The organism is Undibacterium sp. RTI2.2 (assembly GCF_035018705.1).
GTDB lineage: Bacteria > Pseudomonadota > Gammaproteobacteria > Burkholderiales > Burkholderiaceae_D > Undibacterium.
The window spans coordinates 46,270-64,639 of record NZ_JASJXN010000008.1; the positions used below are offsets into that span (position 1 = coordinate 46,270).

Here is an 18,370-nt window from a genome sequence, read left to right on the forward strand (position 1 = left end):
TATGTGGAGTCAATTTCAAATGAAGCTGCCATTTAAAGTCGGTAGTGCACTATGGTTATTGGCGCATGAGTGCCGTATGTTTGTGTACGACATGGGTGGCGGTAAAACGAATCAGACAGACAGCAAAACAGGCAAAGTGAAAGCTGCGCGACGTGGTGTGTCGACCATGGGGAAAATCAGTTTCAGCCTGCTGTTTGTTCTGGCGCATCTGGGCGTGTGGAGCATTATGCGCAAAGTCCCTGCGCTCAAAGCCGACCCTTCCGCTGTGATCATCATGGGAGCAGGCGCGCTGCTGGCCGTTGTGTTTAGCTTGATGTTGTCATTTGCCCTTAACCGTAGCGTCAAGGTTTTATTCGAGCGCGCTGATCTGGATTTGCTGCTGTCGTCGCCATTGTCTTCCCGCTCTATTTTTAGTGTCAGGCTGATCGCGGTGGTGTTGAGCGTTGCTTCGCTATTCTTGCTGTTACTAACGCCGGTGGCGCATGTGGGTTTGCTATTGGGGCAGCCGCGCTGGCTGGGAATTTATCCGGTATTGCTGAGTCTGGCGGTGATTGCATCGTCGTTTGCGATGTTGTTGACCTTAGGGCTGGTGCGCTGGCTAGGTGTGCGGCGCACTTTGACGGTGGCACAATTGATTGGTGCTTTGACTGGCGCATCCATCTTTTTGGTGACGCAGATATTTAATAATCTAAGCCAGGATTATCGTCAGCGGGTATTTGCCGTTTTCCAGCCTTTACTCAAAGCAGATGCTTTAATGGGCGCACAAAGTTGGTTGTGGTTGCCAGCACGCGCATTATTTGGTTCGCCTTTAAGCATGTTGATGATGGCGAGTCTGGGCTTGGCTAGCTTTTTGATTACGGTACATTTAACACACCGGTTTTTTGTGCGAGGTGTACAGCAAGTGGGCGGTATGGCAAGTACATCGGCGGGCAAACAGCTGCGCACCGCGAGCGCGATTAAACTCCAGTTCCGCTCTGGTTTATGGCGCAGCGTTGTCGTAAAAGAGTGGCGCCTAATTTTACGTGATCCGCAATTGATCTCTCAAGTGCTGCTGCAATTGCTGTACATGTTGCCGATGTTTTTCGTTGCTTTTAAAAACGGTGCCGTACTACCCGGAGTGGCAGCCATGCTGACTTTTATTTCCGGCTCTTTGTCGGCTTCTTTAATTTGGGTAATCGTGTCCGCAGAAGATGCGCCCGACTTATTACGCGCCGCGCCGGCGAATTATCACGTTATCCGCAATGCCAAATTGAGTGCGGCAGTGTTGCCTGTATTTGTATTGCTTTTGCCGTTTTTGTGCTGGATGACGTTTAACAATGTATTGCTTGGTTTATCGCTGACGGTCATGGTGCTATTGTCGATGAGCAGTGCTGCGTTGATGAACTTATGGCTGGCGCAACCTGGCCAGCGGGCGCAGTTTAATAAGCGTGGCAAAGTTGGATTTGTCGCAGGCTTGCTAGACTTTTTCAGCGGAGTCGCCTGGGCCGCTACGACTTATGTCAGCATGCAATTTGGGCTGTGGGGATTTCTACCGCTAACAATAGGTTTGCTAGTACTTGGTGCCGCTTGGCTGATGCGAACCAAAGGGAATTGAGATGACAGGATTGATCATGTGTCTGGCAGAAGTAAATTGCTGTAAATAAGTTCTGCTATTGATTGCAAATTGAGCGCACTCATACACACTTAGAGCGTGCTTAGAATCGACGCTGTTTCTTAATTGGCCGTTAATTAACCGTTGCTTGTGATGTTGGATTCATCGCTTCGCATGGCTTGGTATTTAAAGTATTAATATAAATACTCCCGGTAGGTATATTTAAGTTGTCCAGAGAAAAACTAGACAATTAGCCGATTTGATAAAAATTTATGGGGAGTATATGTTATTCCTGGAATTTTTCCGAATAACAAAAGAATGTTCCTGAGCAAAAAGGTAACTGCTAAGGTCAATTGGTTTTATGTAGCTCTTGATGTGAATTTGATGTGAATTCGTCGCCCACCCACTCTATTTGATTGATCTTGTGATGACATTTTTTACTAAAAAACGTTTTATCCTCGCTGTCGTGATATTACTTATTGCTGGCGCCGCAGCCAGCTACTACCAAAAAAAGCAAAAGGCCAGTAAGGATGAGGAGCCACAATTTAAGACCGCCATCGTCGACAAAGGCAACCTGACCCAAACTGTAACTGCCAGCGGCACACTCAATCCGGTTGCGCTCATCAGCGTGGGTTCGCAAGTATCTGGCACTGTGGTGGAGTTGAATGCCGATTTCAACGACAGGGTTAAAAAAGGGCAAGTGTTATTGAAGCTGGACCCGACCATTTTTAACGCCCAGATTAAACAGAGCGAAGCCACGTTGGCATCGGCCGAATCGTCCAAGCGGCTGGCGGTGGCAAACTTAGATCGTAATCAAAAACTGGTTTCGCTGAGCTATATTTCTGGCGCATCGTTAGACCAGTTGAAGCGTGAGGTAGAAGTGGCCGATGCCAATATCAAACTCGCCAGAGCGCAGCTGGATCGGGTGCAGGCGGATTTTAATAACAGCGTGATCCGGTCACCGATTGATGGCGTCATCATCAAGCGCACGATTGATATGGGGCAAACGGTAGCGGCATCTTTCCAGACACCGAACCTGTTCCAGATTGCGCGTGATCTGACCAAAATGCAGATTGATACCAATGTGTCTGAAGCCGATGTGGGATCGTTAAAAGACGGCCAGGCGGCGCGTTTTGTGGTGGATGCCTACCCCGACCGTGAGTTTGATGCGAGCTTGCGCCAGTTCCGGCTTGCAGCCAATGTCCAGCAAAATGTAGTGACGTATAACGTCGTCTTGGACGTGGATAACAAAGATGAATTATTAAAGCCAGGCATGACGGCGCAGGTGCGTCTGGTTGTCGGTAATCGCCAGAACGTATTGCGCATCCCCACCGCTGCACTACGTTTTAAATTGAGTGATGAGGAGATCGCCAAAGAAGCGAAGTTGAAGAAAGAGGCTGAGAAAAAAGCGGCAGAATCAGGTGCTGGGTCAAGTGCAGTGACAAGCGCAGCCTCGGCCAGCGCATCTGTTGTGCCTCGCCCAGAAGCAGAGGACGATGTGTCTTTCCGTAGCAAGGGCGAGATGACGCGCTCATTTAAAATTTTTGTGCTTGATGAAAAAAACAAAGCTAAGCCTGTCGATATTAAAATTGGTTTGTCTAATTTTCGCTATACCGAAGTGCTTTCTGGCGATCTAAAGCCTGGCGATAAAGTGATTATCAGATCACTGGATATTGCCAATGCAGGATCGCACTAATGGTAAGCACAAAAATGGATACGAAAGGCAAGGCTATAAATCAAACGGTAGCTCAGTCTCAAGCTCAGACGCAAGCTGAGGCTCAGCCACTGATCGATATCCGTAAGGTGACTAAAAGTTACTTCTCCGGCGGTATTGAGACCCAGGTTTTATTCGGGATCAATCTGTTGGTACCGCAGGGTGATTTTTTAGCCGTGATGGGGCAATCGGGTTCTGGCAAATCAACGCTGATGAATATTTTTGGTTGTCTGGACCAGGCGACCAACGGTACTTACCGCTTAAATGGGGTGGATACGTTAACTTTGTCACGCAGTGAATTAGCGACGATACGCAATCGTACAATCGGTTTTGTATTCCAGAGTTTTAATCTGATTAAAAGGATGAGCGTTGCAGAGAATGTCGCCTTGCCGCTCATTTATGCCGGTGTATCACGCGATAAAGCATACAAAAAAGCCTTGGTCGAACTGGAGCGGGTAGGCTTAAAAGAGTACGCAAAACGTTTGCCGAATCAACTTTCTGGTGGCCAGCAACAACGGGTGGCAATTGCCCGCGCATTAGTCGCTGATCCACCGCTGATTCTAGCGGATGAGCCAACCGGTAATCTGGATACTCAAACCAGCGTCGAGATCATGCGCTCTTTGCAGCAGTTAAATGCCGAGCGCGGCATTACGATTTTACTGGTGACACATGAGCCAGATATTGCCGCGTATAGCAAACGTTTAGTCCGCCTCAAAGATGGCCATGTTTTATACGATGGCCCGGCGGTAGAGGGTTTGCAACAGCTAGCGCAAAGCCACGAGGCGCATGCACAGGTTTCTTCACAGGCGGCTACACAAGCGGCTGCAACCGCTTCCAATAACTATATGTCACAAGATCAGAGCGGAGTCGGATTATGAATTTTCTTCAAGTTTTTATTGAAGCATTCCGCTCCATGAATGCCAATCGGCTGCGTACCTCGCTGACTATGCTGGGTATCATCATCGGCATCACCTCGGTAGTAATGATGTTGGCTGTAGGCGAAAGCGCTAAGAAATTTATCTCGAAAGAGTTAGAGGTATTGGGTAGTAATTTGATGATCGTATCGCCGGGTGCCAATCGTACTCAAGGTGTGCGGGCGCGCACAGGTACAGCGCCTTCTTTATCTGTAGATGATGCACTGGCGCTCAATGAATTACCTAGCCTGAACGGCGCAGCTCCAGCTTTGCAAGGGTTTTTTCAGATCGCGGTTGGCAATGACAATACCAACAGCGCGGTACTTGGGATCACGCCAGAGATGTTTAAGGTGCGTAACTGGAAAGTTGATCAGGGCAATTATTTTAGTGATTCTGATATCCGCGGCGCAGCTCGTATGGTCGTGATCGGTAAAAAGTTAGCCGAGCAGTTTTTTTATAAAACCAATCCACTCGGTCAGTTTGTCCGCATTGATAATGTGCCGTTTCAGGTGGTTGGCGTATTGCAGGGCGAGGGACGGATGTTTGATGGCGGTGATCTGGGCGAGATGGTCTTGATCCCGATCACAACTGCCCGCGCAACCTTGATGCGCAGTCCTTTTCCCTCTAATGTGCATTATGTAGTGGTACAGGCAAAAGACGATAAATCACTGAAGGACGCCGACCAAGATATTAAAGACATGCTGCGTGATCGCCATCATATTAAGTCCGAACAAGAAGATGATTTTCGAATTGATAACTTGGCGTCCATTGCAGAGACCGGCGCCAAAATCAGTGCAGGCCTGGCCGCCATGCTGGGCGCAATTGGTGCGATTTCATTGATTGTGGGCGGTATTGGCATTATGAACATCATGCTGGTATCGGTGACTGAGCGTACCCGCGAGATTGGCATACGGATGGCGATTGGTGCCAAGCCGCGCGACGTGCTGTTACAGTTTTTGACGGAAGCGGTAGTGATTTGTTTAGTCGGCGGCGTATTTGGTATTTTGCTGGCAAGTGCGGGTGCCGCCGCCATTACTTCGACGGGTAAGCTGGATGTAGAAATCGGCTTTGGCGCAATGCTGGTTGCTTGTGGTTTTGCCAGTTTTGTCGGAATTTTCTTTGGATTTTATCCGGCACGCCGGGCGTCTTTGCTGTTGCCGGTGGATTGTTTACGCTACGAATAGAGTGGTGATTGATGATATGTACGATAAAGTAAGAACTAAAGTAGGAATAGAACTTGCATTGTTATAAAAATAGCGCAAAATTAATAAAACGTTATTTCTCGTTTTAAGTAGTTAGCTTGCGTGATTCGTAACTAATCCAAAGAAGTTCCATAACCATCAGGAGCAATTAATAATGACCGTGCAGATGACCGTACCTATCATTATTGATTTTGAAGCCTCTGGGTTTGGCAAAGGCAGTTATCCGATCGAGGTCGGATTCTCCGGGCGACATGGTGAAGGCTGGTGTACTCTGATTCGCCCGGAAGACGACTGGCAACACTGGGATGTGGAGGCCGCCAAAGTGCATCACATCCCGCGTGAGATTTTAGTCGAGCGTGGCCGCTCGCCGGATTATGTGGTTGATCAGCTCAATAGTTTTTTAAATGGGCATACGGTCTACACTGATGGCTGGGCGCAGGATTATGTCTGGATGGCACGTTTGTTTGATGCGGCCGGCAGAGTGCCGCGTTTTAAACTGGCAGATTTGCGCGAGATTATTACCGACGATCAGCAGGCTTTATGGCATGCGACTAAGGACCGGATACAGGATGAATTGCATGTATCTCGGCATCGTGCCAGCACCGACGCGCGGGTACTGCAATTGACCTGGTTGCGTACCTACGATGCCAAAACTAATGCTAAGATCAATACTAGGATAGATGCGGACAGAACTGCTAACGCAATTGCCAGTCCAAATATAAAGCCAGTCAACAAAGCAGGCGGTTTCGCAGTATGACGTATGCTACTCCGACAAACGGGAGCACATAATTTGCTTACTCAAATCACTTCACAAGCGCAGCTGGATAACGATCTCTCCAACTTATCCCGACAGACTGATGCCACGATAGAGAGTGAGCCTGCGCAGACCATCGTGCTGATTTTAAAAGCGATTGCTCTGGCAGAAGTCAGTCTCGAATTTAAAGCAGATGCAGTAGTCCTAGGCGAGTTACATTGCAAAATCGGGAACTGCCGCATTACGTTGCACGACCCCTCGGGTATCCGTGATTTTGAAATCGCTTTAGAGTACGCAGAAAAAAGTAATAGTCTGGAGCTAAAAGCAGATGTGCTACATGGCTTAGCTCGTACCTTCCTTGCGTTTGGTGATACCAATAGCGCTTTGCAATATGCAGAAAAAGCGATAGCTATAGAGCGGCAGGTAGACAGACCAAAAAAATTCGCGCAAATACTGATCACCCTCGGCTTTATATTTACGATTACCCAACAATTTGAACGTAGCCTCACTATCTATAAAGAAGCATATATTCTTTGTGAAAAAAATCAGGATCAGGATAGCCTGGCAAGGGTTAAAAATAATTGGGCAGACAGCCTGATTATTTATTATGAAGTACAGAACGAAGATGGCGCATCGCCAGACGTACAGATGCTCGACGACGCTATTTTGTACACGCGCCAATCGCTAGTCCATGCGCAAACTAATAAGATGGTGAGAACTCAGTTGCTGGCGACAGAAACGCTGGCACACGCGCTGGAAGAGCGGGGGTTATATGATCTCGCTCTGCAAGAGTTAGGGCATGGATTAGATCAATTTTCGGGCTATGGCTTTGCCAAAGAAGAGCTGGATATTAAGGTCCGTATCGGTGCCTTGCAGTTGCGTATGCAGCAGTTGCAAGCAGCAGTCGCATCGATGATAGAAGCCCGTGATTTTGCGATGAGATTAGGTAATTATCCGCATCTGGCCGATTTACTTAAAATTCTTTCGCATGCGTATGAGATGGTTCAGAATTTTGAGGCGGCCTTAAAAGTCTACAAAGAATTCCACACGATTACACTCAAAGCGCGTGATCAAAGAGCACAAGTCAGCGCCCAGATTTTTGCTGCCAAAATGGATTTGGAACGGGCGCAGCAAGAAGCAATAGTCCATAAAAATCGGGTCAACCAGCTAGAAGATTTTAATCGTACCTTGCGGGTGCAGGTTAATGAAGATACCTTAACCGGCTTACCAAACCGGCGTGCGCTGGAAGAAAAAATGGCGACGCGTTTAACCGGCACAATCACCAATGTCGCATTCGCAATGGCCGATATTGATTTCTTTAAAAAGGTCAATGATGGCTACTCACATTTGGTCGGTGACGAGGCACTGCGTCAGGTTGGGCGCTTGATCTCATCTTGTCTGCGCTCAGGCGACATGGCTGCGCGTATTGGTGGGGAAGAGTTCGCTTTATTATTTGACCGCACCGCAAAATCAGTCGAAGCCTGCGAACGTATACGCAACGTGATTGCAGCCTATGACTGGAGCACAGTAGCCGTAGGCTTGCATATCACCATGAGTTTTGGGGTGACGCACATCAGAGACGGCGACGATTTAAAAGCCATGATGGTTCGGGCTGATGCGGCCTTATATCGCGCCAAAGACAACGGCCGTAATCGGGTAGAAAAAGCATAAGTATCTTTTTTACTTTGATCCAAGCTTATTGAAGCCGTTAGTAGACTAAAAAACATGACTCAAACTGTACGTAAAATCGAATGTGATGTGCTGGTAATCGGCGGTGGTATTAATGGTGCTGGCATTGCGCGTGATGCTGCTGGCCGAGGACTATCCGTCGTGCTGTGCGAAAAAGATGATCTTGCTTCACACACCTCATCTGCCTCCTCCAAACTAATACACGGTGGCCTGCGCTATCTGGAATATTATGAGTTTGGCCTGGTCAGAAAATCGCTGATTGAGCGCGAAGTATTATTACGTTCCGCCCCGCATATCATCACGCCCCTGCGTTTTGTGATGCCGCACATGCAAGGCCTGCGTCCTGCATGGATGTTGAGGGCAGGTTTATTTTTGTATGATCATCTGGCAAGGCGCGAATTATTGCCCGGATCTACCGCCATCAATTTAAAAAAACATCTGGCTGGTCAGGCTTTGCAAGCTAATTTAAGTCGTGGCTTTGAATACTCAGATGGCTGGGTAGATGATGCGCGTCTGGTCGTATTAAATGCAATCGATGCGGCAGAAAAAGGTGCCACCATCATGACCCACACGCGCTGCGAATCCGTGGTGCAGCAAGATGGTAAATGGCTGGCGCAATTACGTGATACATCCGGTGCTGCTGCCGCTGTCAATCAAATTACCGAGGTCTGCGCAGCTAGCCTGATCAATGCGACTGGCTCGTGGGCAGCACAATTACAGCAAGCTATTTTGCCGCAGCAGACTGCCAGAACTTTGCGTTTAATCAAAGGCAGTCACATCGTAGTGAAGCGCATGTTTGATCATCCGTATGCGTATATTTTTCAGCATCCTGATGGCCGCATCGTTTTCGTTATTCCCTATGAAAATGACTTTACTCTGATCGGCACCACCGACATTAACTACCAGGGCGATATCAATAAAGTGGTGATCGACGCGGCTGAAATTGATTATCTATGTGAGCTGAGTAGCCTCTATTTCAAGCAAGAAATTCAACCCAAAGACGTACTGTGGTCTTATTCTGGTGTGCGGCCATTAGTCGATGACGGCAGCGTGGATGCCAAAGCAATTACCCGCGATTATCATTTGGAATTGTCGGACTCCGCCGCACCGCTACTAACCGTCTTTGGTGGCAAGATTACGACCTTTCGCAAGCTGGCAGAAGAAGCGATCAATTTAATCACGCCTGCACTCGCTAAATCTGCACTCACTCAATCAGGTAGAGATAAATTCAGCGCTATCAAACCCGCCTGGACCGCAAATGCCTGCTTGCCCGGCGGCGATGTTTTTGGTGATCGGCCAGATAACCGCGCTGTATTGGAGTTCGATGATTTTATTAAACGTCTACGCCGCGATTATCCGTGGATGCCAAGCCCGCTATTAAAACGCTACGCCCGCGCTTACGGCACCCGCATTAAGCATCTGCTAGAGGGCATTAACGCTCTGGCGCACATGGGCGAAGAAATCGCACCTGGCTTGTACGCAGCAGAGGTCAGCTACCTGATCCACCACGAATGGGCACGCAATGCCGAAGATATTTTATGGCGCCGCTCAAAGTTGGGTTTGCATGTACCGCCAGGTACAGCAAGCGTGTTGGATGCCTGGATCGCCAGCAAATAAGCCATGATTTACGCTAACTGAAACCTCATTTTGAGGATTTGACTAAAAGCATACGACCACAATACATAGCTACAGAATCAGTAAAAAGTTCGTCTGGCAGCCCAAGTAAGAGCCTGGATTAATATACTCCCTGTTATTTATTTAAAGCTCCCCGTATCGTCTAATGATTATATTGATAGTAAAAATATACTTGTGGTAAGTATATTTATTTAAAAGAGATTAGCGATAGATTAAATTGGGTGATTGGTAACAGCGATTACTCCCGATAGAAAAGTGTCGTTGCCTAGCTCTTAGGTAATCTACCTGCCCGTTTTCTATTGGTTCGTCCAGCCAACTATCACCGTCTCTCGCAATCTGATCCCACTATCTTGCGTACTGTCGCATCCCGGTAGCGCCATGCAGCGTGATTGCTTACAGTCACTCTACGCAATCCGTTATGACTACCCACAGAGCATCAGAGGAGAACAAAATGAACAAATCAGAATATATGAATGCCCTCAAGCAATCGCTGGATGGCTTACCTACAGCGGTAGTGGAAGAAACCATGTGGGCTTACGAGAGCAAATTTATTGACGCTTTAATGGCGGGGCTCAGCGAAGAGCAAGTTGCTGCCAGTTTGCCTTCGCCACAATTGGTCGCTGCGCAACAACGCAGTAAAGCGCGCCTGGATGCGTTTAAGCATCGCGCTAGCCCGGCTAATCTGGCGGCTTTGCTGGTGGCTCTGTTAGGCGTGATCGTGTTTAACTTATTTATGATTATTCCGGCGATTGTGTATGTCAGCATGCTCGTGGCAGCCTACGTCACTTCATTAAGTTTCTATGTTGCTGGCATTGCGATTGCAGCAGGTGGTCTGTCCGGCGTAGAACATTTTAAATTTGACATGCCGTCGCACAACCATCATGTGGTGATCATGGATGACCATGATCTCAAATTCCATGGTCGTAAAAATGTCACCGTCGATATTACGCCAGGCGGAATTAATACTGAAGATGGTGATACCGCGTCGTCTGATTCTGTGGAGCCGATGTCTTCCACCGGTTCTAAAACAACTACCAATAATCCAGTCAATAGCGCCTCCAGCATTGTAGCGAATAGCGCATCTAGTGCTGTAGCCAGCAACACTCTCGGTGCAACCACCATCGCAATAGAAAGCAAGGGTGAGCAAGGCGGTATTCAAGTCAATGTTGACAATGGTTTGAATCGATACCATGTCATGCAAGGTATTGGCCTTCTGCTCGGTGGTATTGCCTTATTCATGCTGTGTCTCTTTATGACGAAATACACTTTCATCGGCTTCAAAAATTACTTGCAATGGAATATTTCGCTGCTGCGCTTGCCTGCTCACGCAACTGCCTGAGAACCCAGCCTAAAACATCATTTTAATTTTTGCACCCACGTTATTTGTTTATTTATTTGCAGGAGAAAATCATGAGAAATATCATCAAAACAGGTCTAGGCATGTTGTTACTCGCCATCGTTTTAATTGGCTTAAGCGCGGTCGTAATGCGGGCGCATGCAGCATCTGTCTCAATAGTGATATCCGCTGCGTCAGCCGCATCAGTTACATCATCTGCCGCCAATAGCGAGGTGCGACCTGTTTATGCTTCCATCGTCAATATCGTGATGAACGGGCCGATTGATCTGGTGCTGAAACAAGCGGCAGTACCTGAGTTGATGGTGCATGGCGAACCTAATATGTTGGCTCGCGTGACTACCAGAATCGAAGGCAATACTTTGTATATCGGCACCCGTGGCATGTTCATCGTGATCCGTCAGCCCTTGCGTATAGAGATGGCGCTACCTGCGCTAGAAAAATTGCAAATGCAGGGTAGTGGTGATGCCATGATCAAAGGCTTTCATGGAAGACAGTTTGAAACCATCTTGCGTGGCTCTGGCAACCTCCAGTTTGAGGGCGATTATCAGCAAGTACTGGCCAATGCGGTTGGCAGCGGCGATGTCAATCTGGTCTTGCCCAACAGTGACAATATTGAACTGACCGCTATGGGGTCTGGCAATATCAATCTAAAAGGTCAAACTAAACTACTGACGGCAAAAATGAGTGGGTCGGGCAATCTCGACGCCGTGGCTTTACGCGCAAATCTAGCGGTACTCAATGCCAGTGGCTCTTCTGACGCAAAGATCACGGCAACGCAAGAAGTCAAAGTACGTCTCAGCGGCAGCGGCGACGCTAGAATTTACGGCAATCCTACTAAACGTACAGTACAGAGCTCTGGCTCGGGAGAAGTTAACTGGCAATGAGTTGTTAACTCCAGACTGACATAAAACTGCCCTAGCTAAGTTGCCGCTCTTGGTTGCTTCGCCGGGGCAGTTTTGTATCTGCTCTAAAGCGCTGATTTTGTCGCACCGCAACCACTTATTATTAAAGTTTATTCTGATAAAAATAAGTTTCAAAGAATAAAAGTCAGTTTCGTTGATATGATCCAGTTTAATATTCTTCCGTGACCGCTTGGTAGTGAAACTCTATTTACACACGACAATTTTCTGCAATAATCAATCCGCATTTGTAAAATAAGTTTCATCAGCGGTGCGGACTGTCTGCAGATCACTTTCAGGCATGCCGGTTTTTTACTCAACTTGACCGATCCAGAATCATGACTGCTATTCAAAGTAAGTGCTTGACCTTGTTGCTTGTTGCGTTTTGCTCCATCAGTATGATTGGTGCAGCCAATGCACAGGAAAATCCTATGCTGTTCCTTAGCCGTGCTAACGCAGTAGTGGCGAAAGCGGCGGGGTTGACTAAATCATGGGAAGTACCTGCAGAGGGTCCTAAGCTGCAAAAGAAGAAAAAAATCGTTTTTATCGCAGCCGACTTAAGTGACCCAGGTATCGTTGGAGTTTTCAACGGGATTAAAGAGGCTGTGAAAGGTGCTGACTGGGAACTGTTATATATCGATTGTCGGGGCAGATGCAATCAAGGCGCGGCGATTGTAAGTCAGGCTCTGGATATGGCACCGGACGGCATTATTTTAGCGGGCGTGGATGCAACGAGTCAGGCCAAGGGATTAGCCGCTGCTGCCAAAGCAAAAGTACCTGTTGTCGGGTGGCATTCTATGGTGAAGAGCGGACCGTCTGAAGGCTTGTTTACCAATATCACCTCTAACCCAAAAGAGGCAGCACAAATTGCTGCTTTGTATGGTGTGGTGGAATCGAACAGCAAGGCAGGTATTGTCGTTTTCTCCGATATGTCCAGCCCTTACACTGCTGCTAAATCCAATGCGATTGTCGAGGTGATTAAGCAGTGCGAAAATTGTCGCCTGTTGAGCGTTGAAGATGTGCCGGTAGCAGAGGCATATACAAAAATGTCCAAAGTAGTAGAGAACTTAGAAAAAAAATTCGGGACTAAATGGACCCATGCTATTGGCGTTAATGACGTGTATTTTGATCTGATGGAAAAACCAACTATTTCTGCTCTGATGGGTACGAACAAAGTGATAGGTCTTTCTGCTGGTGATGGCTCTTACAGTGCTTTCAAGCGGATTCGGGGTAACTTATTACAAATTGGTACCGTACCAGAACCACTGTTCATGCATGGCTGGCAGTTAGTAGATGAAATGAATCGTGCTTTTTCTGGTGTGGCACCCAGTGGCTATGTCACTCCTGTACATTTAGTTACCAATCAAAATATTGCGTATGACGGCGGACCAAAGAATATGTTTGATCCTGATAACGATTACCGTAATCAGTATTTAAAAATTTGGGCTAAATAATTTCATATTGATAAGTTAGAAGTAGTAAGTAGATATTGATAGCGCACAGAAAACATCAATAATCCAAAACATGACAAACAAAGGGTGAGTGGGAAACCATTGACCCTTTGTTTGTCATGTTTTGCGGTTTTTAGCCTTTACAATGTCTCCATTCATAAAAGATGGAAGCAGTATGCAGACAGGTGCAGAAACAATCATAAAAGCAAGCAAAAAAACTAGTGTAAAAACCACCAAGCATAAGGTAGTCATTATTGGCGGTGGTCCCGCAGGTTTGATGGCGGCAGAAACGGTATCGCAAGCGATTAGTAGCGATGCCACGCAGCTTACTGTTCAGACGGATGTGCAGGTGGATGTGCAGGTGGATGTGCAGGTGGATGTATATGATGCTATGCCCTCAGTCGGGCGCAAGTTTTTACTCGCTGGTAAAGGCGGGATGAACCTCACCCACTCCGAATCTAGCGACGCTTTTCTGGCGCGCTATGGAGATCGCCAACAATATTTAGCTGGCATGTTAGCGAGTTTTGCAGCTACCGAATTAAGAGCCTGGGCAGAGGCGCTGGGCGTCACGACGTTTGTCGGTAGTTCTGGTCGCGTCTTTCCCACCGATATGAAAGCTGCACCGCTTTTACGTGCATGGTTACATCGGTTGCGAGCTGCTGGCGTTGGCTTTCACATGCGGCATCGTTGGTTGGGCTGGGATGGTGATGCACTACGTTTTAGTACGCCAGAAGGCGAGCAAACTGTACAAGCCGATGCCGTTGTATTGGCATTAGGAGGTGGTAGTTGGGCACGCCTCGGGTCAGATGGTGCGTGGGTTACTCCCTTACAGCAGCGAGGTATCGACGTTGCGCCTTTGCAGCCTGCCAATTGTGGTTTTGATATTGGCTGGTCTGAACACTTTCGTCAGCGTTTTGCAGGCCAAGCGCTCATCACGGTAGTTGCGCATTTTATTCAAGATGATGGCACGCCACTCGCACGCCAAGGGCAATTTGTCATGACAGAAGGCGGTGTAGAAGGCAGCCTGATTTATGCTATATCAGCACTGCTGCGTAAGCGTATCGCTAGCCAAGGCAAGGCCGTAATGCACCTGGACCTTGCGCCCGGTAAAAGTGCAGAGCGCATCATCCAAGAGGTAATGCATCCACGAGGATCTCGCTCGCTCTCTAGTCATTTACAAAGCAAAGTCGGGCTTGATCCCTTAAAGATCGGCTTGCTGCGAGAGTGCCTGACTGCAGAACAATTCCAACAACCTGCCTCGCTAGCAGCAGCGATCAAAGCGCTGCCACTCACTTTGCATGCAGCAAGACCAATTGATGAAGCCATCAGCAGTGCAGGTGGCGTGATGTTTGATGCCCTTAACGACAAGCTGATGTTGCAGAATTTGCCCGGGGTATTTTGTGCAGGCGAGATGCTGGATTGGGAGGCACCAACCGGAGGATATTTATTAACAGCCTGTTTTGCCAGCGGCAGGCAGGCCGGTTTGGGAGTGCTTGATCGCTTAGCTAAGCTTAGTTGATGAGCTGAACTGTGGCTTACGTAAATCCATGCATTGGCATCCTAACGCTTAATCTTAAAGTAGCATCCAGATAGCTATGTCATGCAGGTACCATTTTGCAAAAGTCCTCAATAAAATTTAAGTTGCGCTATGGAAAAATTTGGTACAATCAAGACGTCAATTTGAATTTTTTCTTTCAACTTCTAATCAATTTCAGTTCTGTTTTTCTAGTCTGTGTTTTGTCATGAATGAGTCCCGCACTAGTCCTCGCTCTAATGTGTCCTGGCGTTCTGCCATCCTGATTTCCCCCGGTAATATTGTGGCCTCCAAAATCCTTAATTTTTCTGGTTCTGGTATTCAGGTGCAATGTTCGCATTTATTAAAGGACGGACAAATTTATCAAATGATGATGGAAGTGCCAGATCAGCGTGACGCCTCCCAACGGACGCAGGTTATTTGTAAAGCGACTTGTCTTTATAGTATTTTAAGCGGCAGTGAATACCGTGCCGGTATGAAGTATTTTGATGTGCCTGCACAACATCAGGCTCTGCTCAATAGCTGGGGTGGCAAAGTCGCTGTAACGATGGAGTAAGCAGATTTTGCTGGATTCCTTGCTACCAAACCTTTCTTAAGCGCCCCCTCGCAATATCACATCGCTACACCCGCACAAGCATCCTTGTGCGGCTTATGTTATAAATTGATCTGTCCCGTTTGAACTTTACGCTCATGTCCACAGATCAAGCTCTTCCCGAAACCGTACAACGCGTTGCCGGTTTACTCCAACATTTAGGTCACGACCAAGCCATTGTCATGCTGCCAGCCAGCGGCAAAACCTCGGCAGAAGCGGCTGCAGGTCTGGGTTGCAGTGTTGCCGAAATCGCTAAGTCGATTGTATTCCGCCGTTTGTCGGATGATGCTGCCGTGATGGTCGTTGCCAGTGGCAGCAACCGCGTTGATGAGAACAAAGTTGCCGCGATTGTCGGCGCACTGGGCAAAGCCGATGCGAGGTTTGTAAAAGAAAAAATCGGTTATGCCATCGGTGGCGTTTGCCCTATCGGTCATCTGGAAAAGACATTAGTCTTGATTGATCAGGACTTGATGCAATACCCTGCGGTCTGGGCGGCTGCCGGACATCCGCATGCCGTCTTTAAACTCACCCCAACACAATTAATCGCCATGACCCAAGCGCCATTGGCAGACATCGCACTGAAAACATCTTTATGAGTAATTTATGAGTAATGGAAATAATCTTAACAGCGGCACAAGCAAAAACGTTTTATACGATTACGATCCTGAAAACAGTACCGGCGATGTGCCCTCACCTTGTATCGGCATTTGCAAAATGGATCAGGTCAACGGCTGGTGTGCCGGATGTTTTCGAACCATACCGGAACTGACTGGCTGGAGCACCGCCAGCAACGACATTAAGCGCCAGATCTGGATACAGGTTAAGGAGCGGATGTTTGCTTAGAAATGATGAGGACTTACGGCCTTAGCTAATATTAATATTCCACCGCATTCAGACAAAAGCTCCATGCCAGCCACAACTAATACTCAGAATATTCAGCCAGCAATGTCCTCATCCATCTCGTCAGCAAGTCCGGTTGGTCTGCAATTGCCCGCTGGTATGCAAGTCTTTGAACGCGGCTGGCTCTCGTCCAACAATATTCTTTTGGTAGACGAACACACGACCGCATTGGTTGACAGCGGTTATCTGACGCATGCCGGTCAAACCCTGGCGCTGGTTCAGCATGCGCTGCAAGGGCGTCCATTAGATTTGCTGATCAATACTCACCTGCATTCAGATCATTGTGGTGGTAACGCCATCCTACAACAGACTTATGCTTGCCGCACGCTGATCCCGGTGGCAGATGCGCCGGCGGTTGCGGCTTGGGATGAAGATGTCCTGACCTACAAGGCGACCGGGCAACGTTGCCAGCAATTTAGTTTTGATGCCAGTTTGTCGCCGGGTCAGCAGATGACTTTAGCTGGTTTGCAATGGCAAGTATTGGCGGCACCCGGTCATGATCCGCATTCGCTGATGCTGTATTGCGCCAGCGAGGCAATTTTGATTTCCGCCGATGCCTTGTGGCAAAACGGTTTTGGCGTGATCTTTCCTGAACTGGAAGGCGAGTCCGGTTTTGCCGAGCAAGCGGCGGTCTTGCAGATGATTAGCGAGCTGGAGGTACGCATCGTTGTTCCAGGCCACGGCGCGCCTTTTACCGATGTTGCTGAGGCGCTTGAGCGTGCCCACAGCAGGCTCGATTATCTGGCGGCTGATCCCAAACGCAATGCCCGCAATGCCCTGAAGGTGATGATCGCGTTTCAGTTATTAGAGACGCAGCAATTACCAGTAAGCGCCATCCGGCAATCGCTGACGCAAAACCGCATCATGCGAGCGTCTTCGCAGATCGTTGATGAAGCTGTAGAGCCCTTAATGAACTCCTTGCTTGCTGACTTAATTAAATCCGGTGTCGCCAGATTGCAGGACGATGTGCTGGCAAGTACCCGCTAACATAATTGATTGATTCGGCAATTCAATATGCTGGCTCAATTTGATACTCACTTCGTCGCTCCTGCGAAGGCAGGAATGAGGTATTTTAAGAGTTGCCGGAGTAACAGCAATACTCAACAAAGCCGTTGATTTGAATCCAAACGCGGTTTTACTGCGAATAAAGTCATACCCATCTTCTAGGAGCTACTGTGGCAGCTTGGCTAAAACTCATTATTTCTATAGCGACGGTACTAATTCTGTTTGGCGTTATCGCTGCCTGTTCACCGGTACGTACCATCAATGCACTGACGCCAAGCTCGTCGTATAGCAAAGTTGCCGATATTGCTTACGGCACCGACCCGCGGCAAAAGATGGATATTTACACGCCCACCGCCAATCCCCCAGCATCGTCTAGCAATGCCAATAGCACGCCCAAGGCTTCGTGGCCGGTCGTGGTGTTTTTTTATGGTGGCACCTGGAATTCGGGCTCGCGTGCTGATTATCTATTCGTGGCAGAAGCGTTGACCTCACGCGGCATTCTTTGTGTGTTGGCAGATTACCGTTTGTATCCGCAAGTCCGGTATCCGGCATTTTTGCAAGACGGCGCATTAGCCATGGCCTATGTGAGTAAAGAAATCCAGCGTTACGGCGGTGATCCCAAGCGCCTTTTTGTGATGGGGCACAGCGCCGGCGCCTACAACGCGGCGATGATCGCGCTCGATCCGCGCTGGTTGGCGGCGGTCGGTATGCAGCCTTCGGCCTTGCGTGGCTGGATCGGTTTGGCCGGGCCGTATGACTTTATTCCCATCACTAATGAAGAAGCGAAGCCAGTATTTTTTTATCCGGATACGCCTGTAGATTCTCAACCGATTAACCATGTCAGCGCCAGTTCGATACCGAGTTTATTGATCGCGCCAGTGGATGACAAACTGGTGAATCCCATCCGTAACACTACCGGACTCGCTAACAAATTACGTGCGGCAGGCGTGCCGGTGCAAGAATTTCATTTTGATAAGACCAGCCACGTGAGTCTGATCGGCAGCATGTCCTGGCCATTGCGAGGTTTGGCGCCAACCTTGGATGCCGTCAGTCAATTTGTGTTGACGGACGCCGGACGTCAGCCTGCTACAATCGCAGCTCAGTGAATTTTTTGCTATACTAAAACAAGCACA

Annotated in this window: 16 protein-coding genes; all 16 read left to right on the forward strand. The window is 48.2% G+C overall.

Annotation, left to right across the window (positions count from 1 at the left end):
- Nucleotides 1–19: 19 nt before the first annotated feature.
- The 16 genes from QN395_RS06265 (at nt 20) to QN395_RS06340 (ending at nt 18,343) form a co-directional block, all read left to right on the forward strand.
- The gene (locus tag QN395_RS06265; RefSeq protein ID WP_323491794.1) at nt 20–1,594 is read left to right on the forward strand and encodes a hypothetical protein; all 1,575 of its coding nucleotides are present in this window, start codon (nt 20–22) and stop codon (nt 1,592–1,594) included.
- A gap of 424 nt (nt 1,595–2,018) precedes the next feature.
- Nucleotides 2,019–3,287: an efflux RND transporter periplasmic adaptor subunit gene (locus QN395_RS06270; protein ID WP_322120401.1), complete on the forward strand. Its 1,269-nt coding sequence runs from the start codon at nt 2,019–2,021 to the stop codon at nt 3,285–3,287.
- Nucleotides 3,287–4,183 carry an ABC transporter ATP-binding protein gene (locus QN395_RS06275; RefSeq protein WP_323491795.1) on the forward strand — a complete coding sequence of 299 codons (897 nt, stop codon included), beginning with the start codon at nt 3,287–3,289 and terminating at the stop codon, nt 4,181–4,183. Before QN395_RS06270 ends, QN395_RS06275 begins: the two co-directional genes overlap by 1 nt.
- Nucleotides 4,180–5,403 (forward strand): ABC transporter permease, encoded by a 1,224-nt coding sequence (locus QN395_RS06280; RefSeq protein ID WP_322120399.1) that lies wholly within the window; start codon nt 4,180–4,182, stop codon nt 5,401–5,403. Before QN395_RS06275 ends, QN395_RS06280 begins: the two co-directional genes overlap by 4 nt.
- Before the next feature lie 172 nt (nt 5,404–5,575).
- Entirely contained in the window at nt 5,576–6,178 is a 603-nt protein-coding gene (locus QN395_RS06285) for a hypothetical protein (RefSeq protein ID WP_323491796.1), read from the forward strand.
- Between the two features lie 33 nt (nt 6,179–6,211).
- On the forward strand, nt 6,212–7,846 hold the full coding sequence (locus tag QN395_RS06290) for a GGDEF domain-containing protein (RefSeq protein WP_323491797.1): 1,635 nt from the start codon (nt 6,212–6,214) through the stop codon (nt 7,844–7,846).
- A 54-nt stretch (nt 7,847–7,900) separates the two neighbouring features.
- Nucleotides 7,901–9,481 (forward strand): glycerol-3-phosphate dehydrogenase, encoded by a 1,581-nt coding sequence (gene glpD, locus QN395_RS06295; protein ID WP_322120396.1) that lies wholly within the window; start codon nt 7,901–7,903, stop codon nt 9,479–9,481.
- Between the two features lie 469 nt (nt 9,482–9,950).
- On the forward strand, nt 9,951–10,838 hold the full coding sequence (locus QN395_RS06300) for a DUF1700 domain-containing protein (protein ID WP_323491798.1): 888 nt from the start codon (nt 9,951–9,953) through the stop codon (nt 10,836–10,838).
- A 71-nt stretch (nt 10,839–10,909) separates the two neighbouring features.
- A complete protein-coding gene (locus QN395_RS06305) occupies nt 10,910–11,740 on the forward strand; it encodes a head GIN domain-containing protein (protein ID WP_322120394.1) in 831 nt (276 codons plus the stop codon).
- A gap of 353 nt (nt 11,741–12,093) precedes the next feature.
- Nucleotides 12,094–13,209 (forward strand): substrate-binding domain-containing protein, encoded by a 1,116-nt coding sequence (locus QN395_RS06310; protein WP_323491799.1) that lies wholly within the window; start codon nt 12,094–12,096, stop codon nt 13,207–13,209.
- A gap of 274 nt (nt 13,210–13,483) precedes the next feature.
- Complete coding sequence (locus QN395_RS06315; RefSeq protein WP_323491827.1) at nt 13,484–14,725, forward strand: TIGR03862 family flavoprotein; 1,242 nt, start codon at nt 13,484–13,486, stop codon at nt 14,723–14,725.
- A 223-nt stretch (nt 14,726–14,948) separates the two neighbouring features.
- Nucleotides 14,949–15,296: a PilZ domain-containing protein gene (locus QN395_RS06320; protein ID WP_322120392.1), complete on the forward strand. Its 348-nt coding sequence runs from the start codon at nt 14,949–14,951 to the stop codon at nt 15,294–15,296.
- Between the two features lie 134 nt (nt 15,297–15,430).
- Complete coding sequence (locus QN395_RS06325; protein WP_322120391.1) at nt 15,431–15,928, forward strand: YbaK/EbsC family protein; 498 nt, start codon at nt 15,431–15,433, stop codon at nt 15,926–15,928.
- Nucleotides 15,929–15,935: 7 nt separating this feature from the next.
- Entirely contained in the window at nt 15,936–16,175 is a 240-nt protein-coding gene (locus tag QN395_RS06330) for a DUF1289 domain-containing protein (RefSeq protein WP_322120390.1), read from the forward strand.
- Between the two features lie 102 nt (nt 16,176–16,277).
- On the forward strand, nt 16,278–17,219 hold the full coding sequence (locus QN395_RS06335) for an MBL fold metallo-hydrolase (RefSeq protein ID WP_322121649.1): 942 nt from the start codon (nt 16,278–16,280) through the stop codon (nt 17,217–17,219).
- Between the two features lie 188 nt (nt 17,220–17,407).
- Entirely contained in the window at nt 17,408–18,343 is a 936-nt protein-coding gene (locus QN395_RS06340; RefSeq protein WP_322120389.1) for an alpha/beta hydrolase, read from the forward strand.
- Nucleotides 18,344–18,370: the final 27 nt, after the last annotated feature.